Annotated in this window: 13 protein-coding genes; all 13 read left to right on the plus strand. The window is 44.7% G+C overall.

Annotated elements, in window-relative coordinates:
* Positions 1-4 precede the first annotated feature (4 nt).
* The gene (locus AC3WJC_RS06985) at positions 5-3,424 is read left to right on the plus strand and encodes a SusC/RagA family TonB-linked outer membrane protein (protein ID WP_492398356.1); all 3,420 of its coding nucleotides are present in this window, start codon (positions 5-7) and stop codon (positions 3,422-3,424) included.
* 5 nt (positions 3,425-3,429) lie between these two features.
* Complete coding sequence (locus AC3WJC_RS06990) at positions 3,430-4,869, plus strand: SusD/RagB family nutrient-binding outer membrane lipoprotein (protein WP_492398357.1); 1,440 nt, start codon at positions 3,430-3,432, stop codon at positions 4,867-4,869.
* Between the two features lie 29 nt (positions 4,870-4,898).
* On the plus strand, positions 4,899-6,458 hold the full coding sequence (locus tag AC3WJC_RS06995) for a DUF5689 domain-containing protein (protein ID WP_492398358.1): 1,560 nt from the start codon (positions 4,899-4,901) through the stop codon (positions 6,456-6,458).
* A 180-nt stretch (positions 6,459-6,638) separates the two neighbouring features.
* A complete protein-coding gene (locus AC3WJC_RS07000) occupies positions 6,639-7,661 on the plus strand; it encodes a LacI family DNA-binding transcriptional regulator (RefSeq protein WP_492398359.1) in 1,023 nt (340 codons plus the stop codon).
* A gap of 400 nt (positions 7,662-8,061) precedes the next feature.
* Positions 8,062-11,064 carry a SusC/RagA family TonB-linked outer membrane protein gene (locus AC3WJC_RS07005; protein ID WP_492398360.1) on the plus strand — a complete coding sequence of 1,001 codons (3,003 nt, stop codon included), beginning with the start codon at positions 8,062-8,064 and terminating at the stop codon, positions 11,062-11,064.
* A 36-nt stretch (positions 11,065-11,100) separates the two neighbouring features.
* The gene (locus AC3WJC_RS07010; RefSeq protein WP_492398361.1) at positions 11,101-12,618 is read left to right on the plus strand and encodes a RagB/SusD family nutrient uptake outer membrane protein; all 1,518 of its coding nucleotides are present in this window, start codon (positions 11,101-11,103) and stop codon (positions 12,616-12,618) included.
* Between the two features lie 42 nt (positions 12,619-12,660).
* Positions 12,661-13,521: a PKD domain-containing protein gene (locus AC3WJC_RS07015; RefSeq protein ID WP_492398362.1), complete on the plus strand. Its 861-nt coding sequence runs from the start codon at positions 12,661-12,663 to the stop codon at positions 13,519-13,521.
* 38 nt (positions 13,522-13,559) lie between these two features.
* Positions 13,560-14,681, plus strand: a complete 1,122-nt coding sequence (locus AC3WJC_RS07020; RefSeq protein WP_492398363.1) for an acyltransferase family protein — start codon at positions 13,560-13,562, stop codon at positions 14,679-14,681.
* A gap of 13 nt (positions 14,682-14,694) precedes the next feature.
* Positions 14,695-16,245 carry a DUF4832 domain-containing protein gene (locus AC3WJC_RS07025; RefSeq protein ID WP_492398364.1) on the plus strand — a complete coding sequence of 517 codons (1,551 nt, stop codon included), beginning with the start codon at positions 14,695-14,697 and terminating at the stop codon, positions 16,243-16,245.
* A gap of 110 nt (positions 16,246-16,355) precedes the next feature.
* Positions 16,356-17,489 carry a phosphotransferase enzyme family protein gene (locus tag AC3WJC_RS07030; protein ID WP_492398365.1) on the plus strand — a complete coding sequence of 378 codons (1,134 nt, stop codon included), beginning with the start codon at positions 16,356-16,358 and terminating at the stop codon, positions 17,487-17,489.
* Complete coding sequence (locus AC3WJC_RS07035) at positions 17,486-18,154, plus strand: carbohydrate-binding family 9-like protein (RefSeq protein ID WP_492398366.1); 669 nt, start codon at positions 17,486-17,488, stop codon at positions 18,152-18,154. The genes AC3WJC_RS07030 and AC3WJC_RS07035 overlap by 4 nt, the downstream gene beginning before the upstream one ends.
* A gap of 24 nt (positions 18,155-18,178) precedes the next feature.
* Complete coding sequence (locus AC3WJC_RS07040) at positions 18,179-19,465, plus strand: sugar MFS transporter (RefSeq protein WP_492398367.1); 1,287 nt, start codon at positions 18,179-18,181, stop codon at positions 19,463-19,465.
* A 31-nt stretch (positions 19,466-19,496) separates the two neighbouring features.
* Positions 19,497-20,846, plus strand: coding sequence for a Gfo/Idh/MocA family protein (locus AC3WJC_RS07045; protein WP_492398368.1), 1,350 nt, complete (start codon positions 19,497-19,499; stop codon positions 20,844-20,846).
* The last annotated feature ends 47 nt before the right edge of the window (positions 20,847-20,893 follow it).

Consider the following 20,893-nt stretch of genomic DNA (forward strand, 5'->3'; position numbering starts at 1 on the left):
CATTATGTATCGAAAATTTTTACACAAAAAAGTTCGGAATTACTTATCTGCCCTGTTGTGCTGCATGTTTGCCCTGCCGTTGCACGCGCAAACAAAGCGGCTTAAATTTAACAGCCGGGAGGTTACTATCGCGACCATTATTGATCGCCTGCAATCAGAATATAATTACAAGGTGTCATACAACGCCGATGTAAATACCGCCGGCCAGGTAGTGCTTTCATCAACCGATCTGACTTTGGCACAATTGATCACTGAAATTGAGCAGCAGGCCGGTGTGGGCATACGCAACATAGGGGGTAACCTGGTATTTAAAAAGGTTGACACCTTTATAGTTAGCGGCACAGTAACCTCGGCGGATGATGACCTGCCATTGGCAGGTGTAACTATCAGCAACATCGCCAAAAAATCATTAGGCAGTACCAATGCCGATGGCCGTTTCAGCATTCGTGTAACTTCAGGCGCGCCGGTAACTTTTGCCATGATCGGGTTTGATACCTTTACTGCCAAGTACCAGGCGGCTACCAATACTGCTAAAGTAAAACTGATAACCGCCAACACCTCATTGAACGAGGTTGTAGTAACCGCCTTAGGCATTAAGCGCGAAGAAAAGGCGCTGGGCTATTCGGCTACCGTGATTAAAGGTGAGGATATTGCCAACGCCCCATCCAATAACTGGACGGACGCGCTATCCGGCAAGGTTGCGGGTTTAAACCTGTTGCGCTCAAACGGTGGTCCATCTGCGTCAAACAAAATTATTTTGCGTGGCGAAAATAACCTTAACGGCGAAAACGAAGCGTTGATCGTAGTTGATGGCGTGGTGATAAACAATGGCAGCGGCCGCTCTACTGGTTACGGTGGCAGCTCTTACCTGGCTGATGAAACCCCGGTGGATTTTGGCTCGGGACTGAACGATATCAACCCATCTGATATTGAAAATATTACTGTTCTAAAAGGTTCAAACGCGTCTGCACTTTATGGGCAGCGTGGCGCTAATGGAGCCATCATCATTACTACAAAATCAGGCTCGGCAAGGGGTAAAGGGGTTAATGTAACCATTAATTCCAATACTGCTATAGAAAGTATAAACCGCTGGCCTGATCTGCAATATGAATACGGGCAGGGCGTTGATGGCACCGATTACTATTCATACAATGCCTCCGAAGATGGCGCGAGCACACGCAGTACCAGCTCGGCCTGGGGTCCTAAGTTTGACGGGCAGATGTTTTATCAGTACGATCCGGTTACCCATACCAAAGCTACAACCCGCACGCCATGGGTACCTTACGTTAATGATAGCCGTAACTTTTTTGAAACCGGCAGAACATATACTAACTCGGTAACTATTGACGGCGGTACGGATAAAACCACCGCAAGGTTCTCTGCAACCAACGTAAAAAATTCGTGGATAATACCTAACACTGGTTATGACCGTAATACGGTGGCCTTATCGCTCAACCAAAAAGTAAGCGATAAGCTACAGGTATCTACCAAAATAAACTATACCAATAAAAAGAGTGATAACCTTCCGTCGGTAGGATATAACAATCAATCCATTATGTACTGGTATATATTCTGGCAGCCAAATGCGGATGTTAACTGGTTAAAAGATTACTGGCTGCCGGGCAGGGAGAATATTCAGCAAAGCTTTCCGTTCAGTAGCTTTCCGGATAACCCTTACCTGATTACCCAGGAAATGCTGAACACCATGAACCGTCACGGCGTTACGGGTAATGTTCAGGCTACTTATAATTTTACCAAGGAGTTGAGCCTGATGGTGCGTACATCAATGGATTTTGGTTACGATCAGCGTACACAGCAGCGCCCCTGGGATACGGAGAAGTTCAGAAAAGGGATGTTCCGCACCCAGAACATTTACTCGCAGGAGATAACCGCTGACTTTTTGTTACGATACAACAAAAAAATAACCAAGGATTTCGAGATCACGGCAACAGGTGGTGGTAGCACATTAAAAAATATTTACAATCAGGACGCGCTAAGCGCCGATTCACTTGCTTATCCGGGTGTGTACAGCCTGGCCAATAAAGCGGGAATATTGGTGGCTACACCTTATAAATCAAAATACGAGATAAACAGCTTTTATGGCTTGCTGACTTTAGCCTTTAAAGATTATTTGTACGCAGATATAACTTTCCGTAACGACTGGAACAGCGTATTAGCTAACGCAAGCGGTAATGATAACGTGTCATTCTCTTACCCAAGTTATAACTTGAGCTTTATACCAACCGAGGCATTCAAAATGCCGGCGTTTATTGATTATTTAAAGCTACGTGGATCGATTTCTAATACAGGTAGTGGATCGTTAACGCCTTATCAAACTACTAATGGTTATGTGGTATCACCAACCTTTCCGGGTGGCCTGCAAAATGATAACCGTTTGGCTAACTTGAATTTAAAACCGCTTACAACCATTGCACATGAGGTAGGTATCGAGGCTAAATTATTTAAAAACCGTGTAGGTTTTGACTTGACATTATACAGTTCAGATACAAAGGATCAGCATTTATGGACACGGCCCGACCCTTCGGTAGGAGCTACGGAAGCGCTATTTAATGCAGGGCGTATTCGTAATAAAGGTATCGAGCTGGCAGTGAATGGTACGCCGTTAAAATCAAAGAATGGTTTAAATTGGACCATCAACGGTACGCTTACCGCTAACCGTAACAAAATTCTAGAACTTACCGATACCCAAACGGAGCTGATTTTACAGAATGGCCCGGGTAGCCGCGGTTTAATATCTGCAAGAGTAGGTGGCAGCATGGGCGATTTTTATGGCCGTGGTTACGAGCGTTCGCCTGATGGACAAATCGTTTATGAAGGCGGTTACCCGGTATTAAGCCCGGATATTAAATACATCGGCAATACCATGCCAAAGTTCAGAGGAAGCTTACAAAATAACTTCCATTACGGTTCTTTCGGCTTCAGCTTTTTGTTTGATGCACAAACCGGCGCTGTAGGTTATTCACTTACAAGTGCCGTACTTACCGAGCAGGGTAAAACAACTGCCACCTTGCCGGGCCGTTACAATGGCATAATTGGTAATGGTGTAGTGCGTAATACTGATGGATCTTTCAGTCCTAACACAGTGATCGCCGAAAACATCTCTACGTACTACAACGCGCATTACGGACGTGATAACGTAGAAGGAACAACCTACTCAACGGACTATATCAAGTTAAGAGAAGCACGCATTGATTACTCATTACCGGCACGTTTTGCACAACGCGTTGGGATGAAAAAAGCAACCATTGGTATTTACGGCCGTGATTTGCTGATCATCAGTGACTGGCCTGCATTCGACCCCGAATTCGGCACACTTAACGGATCAGAAATTAACCGTGGTTTTGAACTTGGTCAGCTACCATCAACACGTACCCTGGGTTTAAACGTAACATTAGGATTTTAATCATCATGAAAAAAAGATATATAATTTGGGGATTAATGGCATCGTTGTCGCTATCCTCAGTATCATGCACAAAAAACTTTGAAGAACTGGCAAAAAACCCCAACGAAAGTTCATACGCTTTGCCGCAATCGCTGCTGGCGCCTGCTATTACCAGTATTGTAGCTGCAAACATGAGCCGCAGCCAGCGTATCACCAACGAGTTGATGCAGGTTACGGTTAACATGGGTGATACCGACGGTAAGATATTCCGATACGAAATTCGCAGTGCCGAGGCCGATTACCTGTGGACTAACTGGTACGTACAGCTTACCAACCTTAAGGATATTTATACAGGCGGCAGAGATAACGATAGCAATACCTATATGGCTATTTCACTTATCCTACAATCGTGGGTTTACTCCATGCTTACTGATACCTATGGCGATGTGCCTTACTTCGAGTCAAATAAAGCTAAAGAAGGTTTATTTCTGCCTAAGTACGATTCTCAGCAAGCTATTTATGCAGATATATTCGCCCGGCTGGAAGAGGCTAATGAATTGCTGAAAACCGGGACAAACGTACAATCATCCAGCGACCCGATCTATGGAGGTGTGGCAGCTAACTGGCGCAAGTTGGGTAACTCATTATACCTGCGTTTGCTGTTGCGTGTATCGGCCAAAGATCAGGCTGCTATTGATAAGATAAAAGATATGGTAGACGCAAACGCTGCCAATTATCCGATCATCAGTAATAATGCCGAATCGGCCATATTAAAATGGACGGGTACCGCGCCTTATGTGTCGCCATTTTCAACCTGGAGGCCTGCGGATTGGTACACCCCTAAGCTGGCCAGCTTTTTTGTGGATAACCTGAACGAATGGAGCGACCCGCGAGTTGCCAGGTGGGCCACCGTATTTGAGGGTGAATATGCCGGTATCCCCAGTGGTTACCCGGTAGGGCAGGTGCCGGTCGCTAAATCTACCTTGCCAACGGCTTTACAAAAGGAACCATTGTTAGGCAACATCCTGAATTATGGCGAGATACAGTTTGCGCTTGCCGAGGCTGCCGCTAAAGGTTGGGTTACCGCTAAAACAGCGCAGCAATATTATGAGGCAGGTATAACCGGTGCCATCACCATGTGGGGTTACAATGTGCCGTCGAACTACATGAGTTTCGGCTTAATAAAGTGGGACGACAGTTATACGCTTGAGCAAAAAATGGAGCTGATCCACAAGCAAAAGTACTACACGCTATTTTTTACCGATCTGCAATCATGGTTTGAGTACCGCCGTACAGGGCACCCTGAATTACCAAAAGGCTCGGGGCTTGATAATGGCGGAGTAATGCCCGCCCGCCTTAATTACCCGGTGTCGGTACAATCATCAAACAGGGCAAATTATAATGCCGCGGTTGCAGCCCAGGGGCCAGATGTGATCAGTACACAGGTTTGGTGGCAAAAACAATAGTTTACAGGTACAATCAAGTATTTATACACATGAAAGCTAAAATATTCTTTATTATTTCAGTTTTATCGGCGTTGATATTCAGCGCCTGTAAAAAGCAGGACTTTGCTGATGGTCAGTTAAGCCCGATAATAGCGCTGGTTGATTTGCGGGCTATCCATAAAGGTACTGATGTTACCCTTACCAAGGATAATATGCTGGGGGCTTACCAAATAACCGGCAAAGTAATTTCCATGGCCGATTCAGGCAATGTACCGCAAGGCGTATTGGTGCTGCAAAACAATCGCCGCAAAGCGATCCGTGGTATACAAATACCTTTTGGCGATGCGGCCTCAACCTACAAATCGGGTGATAGTATAGTGGTTAATGTAGAGGGTACCGTACTTAAAAGGGTGAACGGCGCTTTACAGATAGCCGGGGTTACTTCGGCTAACATCACAACGGTATCTAACGATAATCCGGTTCAGGTGCAGCAAGTTTCAAGTTACTCTATTAAAACAAGGCCCGATGATTATGAGAGTACTTTGGTCAGCATCAAATCAGCTACCATTTCGCCTGCTCCAGTATTGGGTGTAACTAAATACGCGGGTAATAAATACCTCGTGAACGGTGCGGACAGCATTATCATGCATACCGAACCAACCGCGCAATTTGCCGGGGAGTTTTTACCTGCCGGAGGAACCGTAGCCGGCATACTGGTGGTTAACAATACGGTTGACTCAGCATCAATTTATCAGGTATGGCCGCGTAAGTTTACTGATATCAGTGATATTACCCAGCCAACCGATCCCAACGCGCCTGAACTTGGCGAGATGCCGGTAGTTATAACCGGTTTTGTTAATGATGCAAAAGGATCAGACGGTAATTATGAGTACTTCCAGTTCAGGGCTACGCAAAATATTGATTTTTCGGTTACGCCGATGGCTGTAGTGACCTGTACCAACGCGGGTTCCGCGCAGCCAAACGTTGGCGATGCGCCGGGTGGCGGCTGGGCAACAGGCGGTGGCCGTACCTATAAGTTTAACCTAACTTCAGGTCAGGTTAAAAAAGGTAATTTCTTTTATGTGGGCGGAAGCAACAAACGGATAAACGGCCCCAACACCACCGATATCAGCGAAGCTAAGTGGATAAGCGCCATAGCCTATGTAACCAATGATGGCGACGGTTTTGGCAGCGCCAGCAGCGGTTTGTTACCAAACAGTGGCAATGCGGGTGGTATAGCCATATTTAAAGGCACAAACGTAACCGAGCAAACAGTGCCGGTTGATGTGGTGTTTTTTGGCGGTACGGGTAAAACAACCATATACAACCCAACTACCAATAAAGGTTACCGGGTGCCTGAAAATGATCACTATAACTTGGTGGACGAAGCGGGAGCAGAGCAGCCATTCTTTTACCAGGGTACCAATCAGTACGTAATACCTCACGTAGCACCGGCCGATCAGGGTGTGTTTATGAAACTGGGTGGCGATTTTGATGCCGAAACCAAAACATGGATCACGCCACGCGGTATATCGGTATTTGTTATGTCGGGCAGTACAGCCTTAACTGAAATTGAAACAGGCAGCGACGTTACCGCTATTTCAAACTAAGTATTAATAACGTTTTTATACAAGTCGCCCTGCTTAGCAGGGCGGCTTTTTTCGTTTAGGGGTGAGAATTATCAGTGTGATTGGGTTTATTATTAACTGCATAAAAAGCAACTGTTATATTTTTTTACTATAATAGTGCTGTTAAACCAATTAATTGCTACCGAGATAACCACCGCAAGTATGCAAAGCAATAAGTTACCTACTATTAAGGAGATCGCCAAAAAGCTCAATGTGTCTATCTCTACGGTATCGCGGGCATTGCACGATCATCCGAGTATTGGTTTGGTAACCACCATGCGGGTACATAAGGTGGCTAAGGAGTTGGGCTACGAAGTAAATAAATCGGCCATCTATTTTAAGGAGCGTAAAACCTATACCATCGGCGTTATCATCCCCAGCCTTGCCGAACCCTTCTTTTCATCTGCTTTGTGTGGGGTAGAGGATTTTGCCGGTCAATTCAATTATAACGTGATCATCGGCCAATCGCTGGATAGTTTTGAGCGTGAGCAGCGTATTGTGGAGAATATGAAGGATCATCGTGTGGACGGCATCCTGGTATCGCTCACCAAAGAAACATCCACCTACGAGCACTTTGATAACCTCAAAAAATATAATATACCGATAGTTTTTTTTGACCGGGTGCCGCAAAAAAAGGATATCCATTTTGTGTCATGCAACCTGCATGCGGGTATGCTGCAGGCTATAAGCCGTTTTGTAGCTATGGGGCATAAAAAAATAGGACTTATTAACGGCCCGGCTAAAATGGCGGCCACCCTGCAAAGGCTCGAGATCTATTTTAAATGCCTGAAAGAAAATAACCTTCCCATAAATTACGATATCATCGCCTCAACTACATTAAGTAAGCAGGACAATGTAAAGGCTATAAAAAAGCTAATTGACCAGGACGAGATGCCGACCGCGGTAATGGTTTTTAATGATTATGTATTGCTTGATTGTATCGCGACCGTAAAAGCCGCGGGTTTGGAAGTAAATAAGGACATTAGTTTTATCAGTTTTGCCAACCTGCCCATCTGGGAATATATGGATACCCGCCCGCTGGCCTCTATCGAGCAGTTTTCTTACAAACAAGCATCTATAGCCACAGACTTCCTTTTTAAACTCATCGAGGCAAATAACAAAGGAGAAAATATCGAATCCGGATATTTTCAGCAGATAATAGACTCTGAAATGGTAAACTATTAGCAATAGCAGGCGTTTTAGGCAAGTTATTTCGTTTTAGCGGGTGTATCTTAGTGTTGTTTTTACAATAAGTTACGTTTTGATCAATTGCAATCGTAAGATTGATTAATTTTTCTATTTACAAGAGCCATAAAATGACCATTCTTGGTATAAATGGCTTGGTTTATTGTGGACAGTTGTTGCTAAACAGTGCTAAAATTTCAATAACTCCTGATTTTGGCAACAATAATTTGCCGAATGCAAAAATTACACAAACGTTTGCGTAGTCAACACAAACGTTTGCGTAAATAAAATTCAACCTGTGCAGGCCTGTACAGGTTTTTTTAATGCCTTTTTTGGTTCAACTTTAAACTATTCCAATTAACAATGTACTAACTGTTTATTTAACCCTACTTAACATTATATGAAAAAAGTTGTACTCCTGTTTTGTTGCCTGATGGTTTTTGCGAGAGCCTTTTCGCAAAATCAGCCGGTGTCAGGTAAAATTACCTCCGGCACCGATCAGCAGCCGCTCCCGGGCGCGGCCATCACTGTTAAAGGTACTACCATCGGCGTATCCTCACAGGCTGACGGATCGTTCAAGATCAACATCCCGGCACAAACATCAACCCTGATAATTACATCAATGGGCTTTTTAAGCAAGGAAGTAGAGGTTACCGCCGGGCAAAAAGATGTGGCTATCTTCCTGTCCGAAAACATTACACAGTTAAATGATGTGGTAGTAGTTGGTTACACCAGCAAAAAGCAAAGCGAACTTACCAGTGCTGTAACGGTGGTATCTGCCGAAAAACTGAAGGACGTTACCGCCAACAACGTGGGCACCATGCTGCAAGGTAAGGTGGCCGGTTTGCAAGTAGTAAACAGTTCGGGTGCGCCGGGTTCACAGCCCGAGATCAGGCTGCGCGGGGTATCATCAGTTAACGCTAATCAAAGTCCGCTTTACGTAGTTGATGGTATAATCGGTGGTAATTATGACCCGAATGATGTGGAATCAGTAACTGTACTGAAAGATGCCGCCTCAACAGCCTTATACGGTTCACAAGCCAACGCGGGTGTAATTATCGTTACTACTAAAAGTGCCAAATCCGGTAAAACCCGTTTCGAGGCTAAAATTACATCAGGTTTCCGCACGGCTGATTTCGGCAAGATGAACCTGATGAACAGCAATGAACTGTACGATTACCAAAAGGAGTTTTATCGCGACTATATAGTAGGCGCTACTGATAATTCGTATAAAATTGACCTGATCAAATTTTACAGCGAACGCCCGCTTGAACTGCGCAACCAAGATTATGACTGGGCGAAGGAATCATTTAATGCAGCACCGATGTATAACGTGTACATAGCCGCCAGCGGTAAAACCGAAAAGAACGATTACTATGTAGGCGCATCCTACTATAACGAGAAGGGTACCTTTATGAACACCAATTACCAGCGTATAAACCTGCGTGGTAATTCAACCTATCATTTCTCTAAAAAGCTCGATATCACCAACAATATCAACCTCAGCGCATCAACCGGCCGCAGTTATGATTATATGGATATTTATTATTCATTCCTGAACATGCCCTGGGATAACCCTTATGACGCGGCAGGCAACCCGGTTTATGTTGATGGCAACTCTACCTTCAAATGGTGGTCACGCGATAAGATCAACCCGATACATACCGTAAAAAATTCAGATCATACCTACAAAGGATTTGATGTGAATTATGATTTTATGCTGAACTACCGCATCACCAATTGGTTAACTTTCACCAGTACCAACAGGGTATCGGCAGCATTTAACAAAGGTGTTAACTATGTATCGCCGGTTGCGGCAGGTACTTACCATGATGATGGTTATATAGATGAGTTGAATACACTGAACTATGGTGGCATCTCGAACAACTTATTAAAGTTCAATTTTGAAAAAGGCGATCATGCTTTGAGTGGCTTGGCCGGTATCATTTTCGAGGGTGGCAGAACTGAATATTCAGGCGGATCGGGCAGGGGCTTGCCCATAGGCTTAAAGGTACTTAACGTAGCATCGAACACGCAACTGGTTAATGGTTATAACCTAAGTACTGAGTTGCGCTCGTTCCTATCGCAAGTGAATTATACTTACAAAGGCCGTTACATATTATCAGGCTCTTACCGGGTTGACGGTTCATCGGCTTTTCCTGAAAGCAAGCAGTATGGCTCATTCCCGTCAGTGTCAGGTGCATGGATCGTCAGCAATGAGGAGTTCCTGAAAAGCAGCGATGCCATTAATAACCTGAAACTGCGTGCCAGTTATGGCGTAACCGGTACACAGGATATCGGTGCTACCCGTTACCTTGGCCTGTTCTCATTAACTACACAATACAACTCAATAGCCGGCGCGGTGCCGTACCAGTTGGCTAACCCGATGTTAACCTGGGAAGCCAAACATCAAACCAACGTTGGTTTTGATCTGAGCTTGTTTAAACGTATCAACTTAACAGTTGATGCTTATCGCAACAATACTAAAAATCTGTTGCTCCAGGTATCGCAGCCTCTTTCGGTAGGGTTTGAAACCCGCTGGGAGAATGCAGGTAACGTAATTAATAAAGGTATTGAGGTTGGTTTGAATACCATCAACATCACCAATAAAAACTTTGAGTGGGTAACTGATTTTAATATCAACTTTAATAACAATAAAATTTATGGCCTGCCGGCTGATATTGTTAAAACCGGCTCATGGAGCATATCGCAGATTTACCGTAACGGCGGCAACCTGTACGAGTTTTATATGCCAAAATGGTTAGGCGTTGATGCGCAAACCGGCGCGCCTGTTTGGGAGAAACTGGTTTACAACAATGCAGGCGAGGCTGTTGCCAGTGAAAAAACATCAAACTACGCCGAGGCTACCATACAGGAAGTTGGTTCGGCATTGCCTAAGTTTCAAGGCGGCTTTAATAATAGCTTCCGTTACAAAAGCTTTGGGTTACGTATAAATACTTATTTTAACTACGGCAACAAAGTATTCAGCAACAACCTGCGCTTTATGATGAATGATGGCCACGAACCGTATTACAATCAGATCAAGCTACCTGACAATGCGAAGGTTTGGAGCGGTCCGGGTGATACCGAGGCAACCGAGCCAAGTCCGCAAAACTCGGCTAACTCAACCGAAACCTCAACCCGTTATTTAAGAAATGGCAGCTACTTTACCATACGTAATATAGCATTCAATTATACGCTGCCATTAGCATTCGCGAAAAAGCTGAATTTTGAAAGCATCACCGTAGGTTTAACAGCCGACAATGTGGCTACGTTCTCTAACTTCCTGGGTCAGGATCCGCAAACAACTATTACGCCGGGCGGCTTTGCCACACCGGGCGTGTCCGACTTTAAGTATCCTAACAACAGGCAGTATTTGTTTACCGTTAACTTCAACTTTTAATAAAGCAGCACCTTAACCGGTTTAAATATTCAGAATATGAAAAAGAAATTATCATCCATATTTGTGCTGTTGCTGCTGGCAGCAAGCAGTTGCAAGGATCTTACCGTTACGCCAACCGATGCCATTAGCACCGAAACGCTGGTGACCACAACCGCGGGCTTAACCAACGCCCTGAACGGCGCTTATGCATTGTTTAAAGATCATATCTCCTTTAATGGTATTGTTGACCAGAACAATATGTACCTGCGCCAGTACTATCACTTGTCTGACTTTGCGAGTGATGACATCGTATGCGGACAGGTAACCACCGACCCTTTGTTTTACAGCTTTAGCCTCGGCCATTCGCCGTCGCAGGGCAACACACGTTATTTCTGGTATGTATCATACAAAATTATTTCAGGCGTAAACACGGTTATCGATGCCGTTGAAAAATCAGGCGATAAGGATGCCGCTAAACAGCAATTGCTGGGCGAATGTTATTTTTTACGCGCGTTTTGCCACTTTAATTTAGTGCGCCTGTTTGGTAAGCCTTACAGCGTTGACCCAAGCGCGCCGGGCATTGTGTTGCGTACCTCGTTAACTGACGAATCAAAAAAAGCCCGGTCAACCGTTAGCGAAGTGTATGCATCTGTTTTGGCCGATGCTGAAAAAGCAGCTACATTAATGACGCAGAACCGAGGTGTACAATATGCCTCGAAAGAAGCGGCATGGGCATTACTAAGCCGGGTGAATTTATACAAAGAAGACAATCAAAAGGCTTTGGATTACGCAAACCAGGTAATCAGTTCAAACAGGTTTAAACTGGAAACTAAAACCAGCTATCCAACCCTTTTTGCCAATGCTACCACCGGTACCGAAACTATTTTTTGTGTAGCCTTTACCGCGGCTGATGATTACGGAAAATTTGGTTCTATCGCCTCGATGATTTACTCTGACGGTAACTCAGGCTGGGGCGAGGAGTATGCCTCGTCATCGCTGCGGGGTGTGATGGCAAAACATCCGGAAGATGTGCGCTGGAGCTACATTGTGCCGGCCAAAGATGGTAGCGGTACTGTACAGAAAAAGAACGGTATCGAGATGTACTACATCAGTAAGTTCTCATTCCAGGGCGGCTCACCTAACCTAAGTTCACCGATCATGTTCCGCCTGGCCGAAATGTATTTGAACAAAGCAGAGGCGGAAGCCAAACTCAACCAAACTTCGGCAGCGTTGAATGACCTGGATGAGATCCGCAAGAACCGTGGTTTGGAAGGATCGCTATATGCAGGCAAACTACCATCAGGCTACACCGCGCTTGATGCCGTGTTAGAGGAGCGCCGTATAGAAATGGCTTTTGAAGGCCACCGCGCTTACGATGTTTTCCGTAACAAACGTACACTCAACAAAAATTACTGGGGCTACCACCTGGCCGGTTTAAAAGAAACCGATATTGACCTGAGCAAAACCCCAAGCGGCTACCCTAACATGACGGTGCCTTACACCAGCAACCGCATTATTTACTACATCCCGGTTGATGAAGTGCTGAGCAATCCGCAGGTAACACAAAATCCATAATGTACTATCCGAAACTGTAATTATTTAAACAGAACAAGTGATATGAAAAATATTAAGACCTATATATGTTTACTGAGCGTACTGGCTGCAGGCATGGTTAGCTCGTGTAAAAAAGACAGCACCCCAATAAAAACAGATTTGCTATACGATGTAACCGTTGAAGGCAACGAGGCTACATTCAGCGTTAAAACTGAGGGTGTAAGCGGTTACCGCTGGGATTTTGGTGATGGCGAAACATCAACCGATGCCAACCCAAAGCACGCTTACCCGGGTAAGGGTAAATATGTACCTACGCTTTATGCTACCGTTAATGGTAAAGATGCTGAGGCATCAACCGTATTGCGTATAGCTAAAACCACCCCGGTTAAAATAAATGACAACACGCTTAACGATTGGGCTAACGTAACCACCACTGTAAATTTAGGTGCACGTAAAGGTGTATTTAACGAGGTGAAAATGGATTATGATGGTAACTACGTTTACGTGTATGTTGATATGGTTGGCAAAAAAGCTAATGGCGATATTTTTGATTTCTATATGGATTCGGATAACAATCCCTCCACCGGTTTGGCAACCGGTACCTTTACCGAGGGTGGTTATGATATATTGCTTGAAGGGCAGTTGCTTACCAATGGCGTAGATATTTTTTACCACAACAGCACAAACCAGGCCGATTTTAGCTTCGCACCACAAAGTATTGCCGAGGCTTACCAGGTGGGTACTATAGTTGATAGCGGCGCTAACGTTAAGTTTGAGATGCGTATAGCCCGTGGTAAACTTAAAGGCTTAACAGGTAGCGGACTGCGCATAGCTATACAAGCTATAAAAAGCGATTGGTCGGTAGTGTTGGGTAGTGCGCCCGATGATGGAAGCCCAAGCTTTTTATTAGATATGAGCGAATAAGGTATTCATATAGATAGCATTATAATAAACAATTATATATGAGTACCCATACGGCAAATCAGGTTGTTGCAGGGCGTGTTATATCGCTTGATGTGATGCGTGGCGTAATAATGCTTCTGCTTTGTGCGGAGAGCTGCCATGTATTTATAGCCCTGAGCGAGTTGAACCCGGCGCAGCCATTTGCCGCCATTGTTGGTCAGTTCTTCCATCATCCATGGCATGGCCTCCGGTTTTGGGATCTGGTGCAGCCCGCCTTTATGTTTATGGCCGGTGCGGCCATGTATATATCCTACAGCCGCAAATTGGCCAAAGGCGTAAGCTGGAATGATAACCTGAAGCATGTGCTTTGGCGCAGCCTGAAACTGTTTATATGCGGCACGGCCTTGCATTGTGTTTATGCAGGTAAAATGGTTTGGGAGTTATGGAATGTACTTACACAATTGTCAGTTACTACTATCATCGCCTATTGTATCATCAACCGCTCGTTCGCTTTCCAGGTTGCGGTGTCACTGGTGTTGTTGGTTATAACCGAAGCATTATACCGCACGGTATTGATGCCGGGTTTTGATCAGCCCTTTGTACAGCATCACAACTTTGGCGCATACATGGATACCGTGCTGATGGGTAAAATAAACAGCGATGGTTGGGTAGCCATCAACATTATCCCGACAGCGGCACATACCATTTGGGGCGTACTGGCGGGTAAGCTGCTGGTATCAGGCAAGTCATCAGCAGGAAAGATAAAGCTGCTGATTATCTGTGGCATAATATCACTTGCATTAGGCTTCGGGCTTGATTGGAGTGGTATAACGCCCATCATCAAACGCATCAGCACAAGTTCATTCGCGCTGGCTTCGGCAGGGTGGGTGCTGCTTATGCTGGCGGCTATTTACTGGCTGGTTGATGTAAAGCAAAACGTAAAACATGCCTGGATATTTACCGTAATGGGCATGAACGCCATTTTCATCTACCTGTTTTTTGAAACGGTGGGCATGCAATGGGTTAATGGCTTCGTCAATATTTTCACCGGCGGTATGCTGCAACAATTCTTTAACGCTCCGGTGCATATCGCCGCCCTGGTATCAGCTTTGGCTGCCTGGGTAGCTGAATGGGGCCTGTGCTACTGGCTATACAAACGAAAGATATTTTTTAAACTCTGATTAATTCTGAACAATGAAATTTAAACTTAATAATTTATGCCTGTGCTTCTCCTTCGCGGCGCTGTCTGTAATGCAGGCTTGTAAGGATAACGACAAAAAGCTGGTACAGATAGAAAAGGTTAACGTAACCTATACCGAAAGCAATGATGATTTTGCCAATCCGGAGCGTGGCTTTTATCGCTATTCAGAAACGCATGCCAGTAACTTCAGTTTGCTTAATGCTGATGAACTAAAAGGCTACCGCAGCGAGCAAACTATAGAGGGAGCTACTTACAAGGTGCATAGCACACTGGTTTTCAGGTACTATATTTTAGATAACGTTACCTCAACGCCTATACCAGCATCATTTTTAAGCAATGTAGAAAAGGATATGGTTGCCGCCCGTACCGCGGGCGTAAAGCTGATCCCAAGGTTTGTGTACACTGTGCGCCAAACTGCTGGTAATTGTCCTGAGGGGTTTATTTGTCCGCCTTATGGCGATGCACCCAAAAGCATTATCCTGGGCCACATCGCGCAGCTTAAACCAGTGCTGCAAGCCAATGTCGATGTTATAGCTGCTGTTCAATTAGGCTTTATAGGTACCTGGGGCGAACAATATTACAGTGATTTTTTTGGCGATGCATCAACCAATGGCGGGCAGGATAATAAGTTACTGGATAAAAACTGGCTTGACCGTGCCGAGGTATTGCGCGCCATGCTGGATGCCGTACCGGCTGACCGAATGGTACAGGTACGTTATCCGCAGATAAAACAACGGTTTTTAAATGGAGTAAACGCGCCCATAACATCCGCTGCCTTGGCTGATGGGACAGCGTTTACGTCGGCTGATAATGCCCGCATCGGTTTTCATAACGATTGCTTTTTGGCCAGTTCAAACGACTTTGGAACATACGAGGATTATGGTAACAGTTCATCGCCCCGTGTATCGGGCGGTTCAGTAGTAAATGTACTGCGCAATTACATGAAAGCCGATAGTAAATATGTAGCCGTAGGCGGTGAAACCTGTTCAGACGGTTATAGTCCATCAAACGATTGCGAACCGGCCGGTAAAGCGCAGGAAGAGTTTGCAGCCATGCACTACAGCTATCTTAATGCCCATTACAACAACGATGTAAATAACGACTGGCAAACCGGCGGCTGCATGGATAATATCAAAAAAAACTTAGGCTACCGTTTTGTATTGCAAAGCGCCGTATTGCCCGATAATGTAGTACACGGCACCACCATGAACATCGTATTGAACCTGAAGAACGCCGGTTATGCATCGCCATTTAACAAGCGTACAGCTAAGCTGGTGCTGCGCAATAAGCAAACCAACGAGGTTAAGTCTTTTGACCTGGCATCTGATGTTCGTAAATGGTACTCGGGTGCTAACAAAATTGAGGAAAGCATCAAAATACCTGACGATATGCCTGCCGGTGAGTATGAGCTGCTGCTTAACCTGCCTGATCAGTATGAGAGCCTCGCAGGCAAACCTGAATACAGCATCCGTTTGGCTAACAACGATGTTTGGGAGGCTTCAACAGGCTATAATAAGCTTAATCATACCGTTAAAGTTAATTAAGGTCAATAGTTAGTGTTTTTTCAATTTGGTTGCCGTGCCGCTGTGTGTGGATTTGGAACACAGCGGGCACCGGCGGCTAAACATTAAAAGTTTAAGTTAAAATATACAGCGTGCAAAGCTTAGCAAATATATCAGAGATTGTTGCAAACTTTAACTGCAATGCGGATACGGCTTCTCTGCAAAGTTTTGGCTCGGGCCATATAAATGATACCTATTTTTTAAAAAATATTGATGCCGGTGGTACCGATTACCTATTACAGCGTATCAATCATCATATATTTACCAATGTACCGGCACTTACCGATAACATGTGTTTGGTGATAGATCATCTAAAAAGCAAAGTATCGGCAACTGATCCGGCTAAGGCAGATACAGAAGTGATGACGCTGATACCTGGTCGCGACGGCAAATATTTTTATAGGGATAAAAGCGGCGACTATTGGCGCATGTGCTATTTTTTAAGTAATACCAAAAGTTACGATGTGGTTGAAACCGAAAAGCAGGCTTACGAGGGTGGTAATGCATTCGGTAAATTTCAATGTATGCTGGCCGATCTTGATCCGGCCCGGCTTTTTGAGGTGATTCCTGACTTTCATAATATATCAACCCGGCTTGCGGCCTTGCAGTTAGCCGTTAACCACGATATGAGGGGTAGGGCAGCAGGCGTTAAGGCACAGCTCGATTACATTGCAGGCTATGCCGAAACCATGCGGTATTTTCAAAAAACGGAGCAGCAAAATATTCTGCCAAAGCGTGTTACACATAACGACACCAAGTTTAACAACGTGCTGCTAAACAGTAATGATGAGGCGCAGTGCGTTATCGATCTGGATACGGTTATGCCCGGCTATGTAGCTTATGATTTCGGAGATGCCATACGCACTATCATTAATACCACGGTAGAGGATGAGGCAAATCTTGACAATATCCGGTTGAACATACCGCTGTTCAATGCTTATACGCAAGGGTACCTATCCGCGGCGGGTAGCTTTTTATCAGAGGCCGAAATAAATTCGCTGATCATGGGCGTTTTGCTATTGCCCTACATACAGGCGGTGCGGTTTTTAACCGATCATATTAATGGCGATACGTATTTTAAAATAAAATTTGAAGGGCATAACCTGCAAAGGGCCAAAGCACAGTTACGGTTATTTGAAATGCTGTATGCAAACCGGGAGGCTTTAAATGCTACCATTATCAAACAAATGAAAAGCCTTAATTCGGGCGCAAAGCTGGCTATATGAGTTTGGTAACTATCCCATATATTAATGCCGGTACGTTTGGTGAGCATTTATCTATTGATAACGTTTCGGCGATGCTTGGCAAACATCAAAAACATCAGCTTATACCTGCTAGTTGGAGCAAGCCGTTGCCTGATGTATCGGCCGCGTTTACCATAGCCTATGGCGACGATTGTTTATACATTAAGTATTATGTTACCGAGCCTGTAGTAAGGGCTGCTTATCATCGGCCTAACGACCCGGTTTATAAGGATAGTTGTGTAGAGCTTTTTATTAGTTTTGATGATGATACCGATTATTATAATCTGGAGTTTAATTGTGCCGGTACCTGCCTGGCGCAGTATGGCAGCAACCGTAACAACCGGCAGTTTATATCGGCTAACCTGTTAAAAAGTATTAAACATTTAACGGTTTTACGCGCGGTGCCCGGTGTGGGTATAGCCTGGGAATTATCACTTGTTATACCTTTAATAGTATTTAAATTTCATCCGTCATTAAATTTATCTTATGCTGATGCCAGGATAAACGTATTTAAATGCGGCGAAGAACTGGAGCAGCCACACCACCTGTGCTGGGCGCAAATTCAGTCTGATGAACCCAATTTTCACCGGAGTGAATATTTTAATCGTGTAAGTTTTACACTAAGTGAAGCATTTTCTGTAGATTAAGGGCCACTAAAACATTTAAGCAACATGATTTCAACAGAAAATTCTCCTACGCAAAAATCAAAACTTAACCCCATCATTCTGATCGGTATCCTGTTCTTCATCTTCGGATTTATTACCTGGTTAAATTCGGTACTGATACCATACCTAAAACTGGCCTGTGAACTTAATAATCTGGAGGCCTATTTGGTGGCTTTTTGCTTTTACATAGCCTATTTTTTAATGGCTACGCCCTCGGCTTTTATATTAACTATTACCGGTTATAAAAAAGGCATGGCAGCGGGTTTAGTGGTGATAGCCGTTGGCGCGTTGTTGTTTATTCCTGCAGCGCTTACCCGCCAGTATAGTTTGTTCCTGTTTGGTTTATTTGTGCAGGGTACAGGTTTGGCTTTATTGCAAACAGCATCAAACCCATACATTACCATTTTAGGCCCGCCGGAGAGTGCCGCGAAGCGTATCAGCATCATGGGCATCTGTAACAAAATAGCGGGGGCTATAGCGCCAATAGTTTTAGGTGCTGTTGCACTGAAGGATGCTGACGGCTTGAAAGAGCGTCTGGAAAAGCTATCTGTCAATGAAAAAATTGTACAGTTAAATGAGCTGGCATCAAGGGTAATTACACCTTACATCATCATTGTAATTGTGCTGGTAATATTGGCAGGTTTTATATACTACTCAAGCCTCCCCGAAATTGACAGCGATAAAAAGGACGACGCGGACCTAGTTGACACGCCATCAGTAACTACCAAAACCAGTGTATTTCAGTTCCCGCATTTACTGTTAGGGGCGTTTACCTTATTTTTATATGTTGGTGCTGAAGTTATTGCCGGTGATACTGTTATAAATTACGGTGCCGCACAAGGTATCACGTTAAGCTCGGCTAAGTTTTTTACCACCTGTACATTGGTTTGTATGATCGTGGGGTATCTGATCGGCATTTTCTGCATACCCAAATACTTTACGCAGGAAACAGCCATGAAAGGTAGCGGCATATTAGGCATTATATTCTCCATATTAGCCTTGATTACCAGTGGCTTTACATCTGTTTTAATGATCGCCTTGTTAGGACTGGCCAACTCGTTGGTGTGGCCGGCAATATGGCCGATGGCCTTGGCTGGCTTAGGTAAATTTACTAAAACGGGAGCATCCATGCTGGTTATGGGTATTTCGGGCGGAGCGGTTATCCCGTTAATTTACGGAGCCTTGTCCGATTCATTTAACCCGCAACACGCTTATATTATATTAGTACCCATATATTTATGTATATGGCTTTACGCTGTTAAAGGGCACAAAATAGGTTTGCCTCAAATTTAAAAATCAAATCAACTCAATAAAAACTAAAATTATGGATCGCAGAGATTTTGTTAAGAACACCGCTGTCGGATTAGCAGGGTTAACAATTTTGCCTTCAGGTATGTTATTCGGTAAAGCCAAGGATAAAGTTCGTCTTGGTTATATAGGTGTTGGCCTGCGTGGCCGGAGCCACATCAGCGAGGGCTTACTTCGTGATGATGTGGAGATCATAGCTATTTGCGATACGCAGGAAAGCTCACTTAAATATTGCCGCGAACAATTTGTAAAGGCCAAAAAGAAACTGCCTGCCGAATATACCGGCGGTGTGGATGCTTACAAAAAACTCATCGCGAGAAAAGATATTGACGGCGTGATTATAGCCACGCCATGGCAGTTTCACAAAGATCAGGCTATTGATGCCATGCGTGCCGGTAAATATGTAGGCTGCGAGGTAATAGCCGGTATTACTACGCAGGATCATTGGGACATCCTGAAGGTATACGAGGAAACCAAAGTGCCTTACATGACGCTGGAAAACGTTTGCTACCGCCGTGATGTAATGGCGGCATTGAATATGGTTCGCCAAAATTTGTTCGGCGAGATCGTACATCTTGAGGGCGGCTACCAGCACGATCTGCGCCAGGTTTTGTTTAATGATGGCAAGCAGTTTTATGGTGGCGGCGCGGAGTTCGGTCCGCAAACGGTAGGCGAGGCGCAATGGCGTACACAATATAACGTTGAGCGTAACGGCGATATCTATCCAACCCACGGTGCAGGCCCGGTGATGAATTATATTGGCATTAACCGTGGCAACCACTTTACCAACTTGGTATCGTTCGCTTCAAAATCACCGGGTTTACCGGCGTATATTAAAAAGATATCTCCCGGAAATAAAAACGCCGACATTAAATTCAAAAACGGCGATATCATAACCACAACACTGAATTGCGCTAATGGCGAAACCGTTGTGCTGTCGCACGATACGCATTTGCCAAGGCCATATTCGTTAGGTTTCCGTGTGCAGGGTACCGAGGGGATCTGGATGGATGTAGCCGATGCGGTTTACATCGAAGGCAAATCAAAAAATTATGATGAATGGGATAAGGCCAGCGAGTGGTTTACCAAGTACGATCATCCGCTGTGGAAGAAATACGAACACCTGGCCGAAGGTGCAGGCCACGGCGGTATGGACTGGTTTGTATTCAATGCCTTTATTGAAGCCGTTAAACAGAAAAAACAAACCCCGATAGATATTTATGATTCATTGACCATGAGCGTGATCACTCCGCTCTCTGAAAAATCAATAGCCGATGGTAACGCTCCGCAGGAGTTCCCTGATTTTACCAAAGGCGCATGGAAGGATCGAAAAAACACCTTCGCGCTTGATGACAGTGGCTTTTAAACCATAACCGAAACCCTTGTTGCTGTAAATGGCGGCAAGGGTTTTAC

The organism is Mucilaginibacter sp. FW306-07-L, assembly GCF_058782065.1.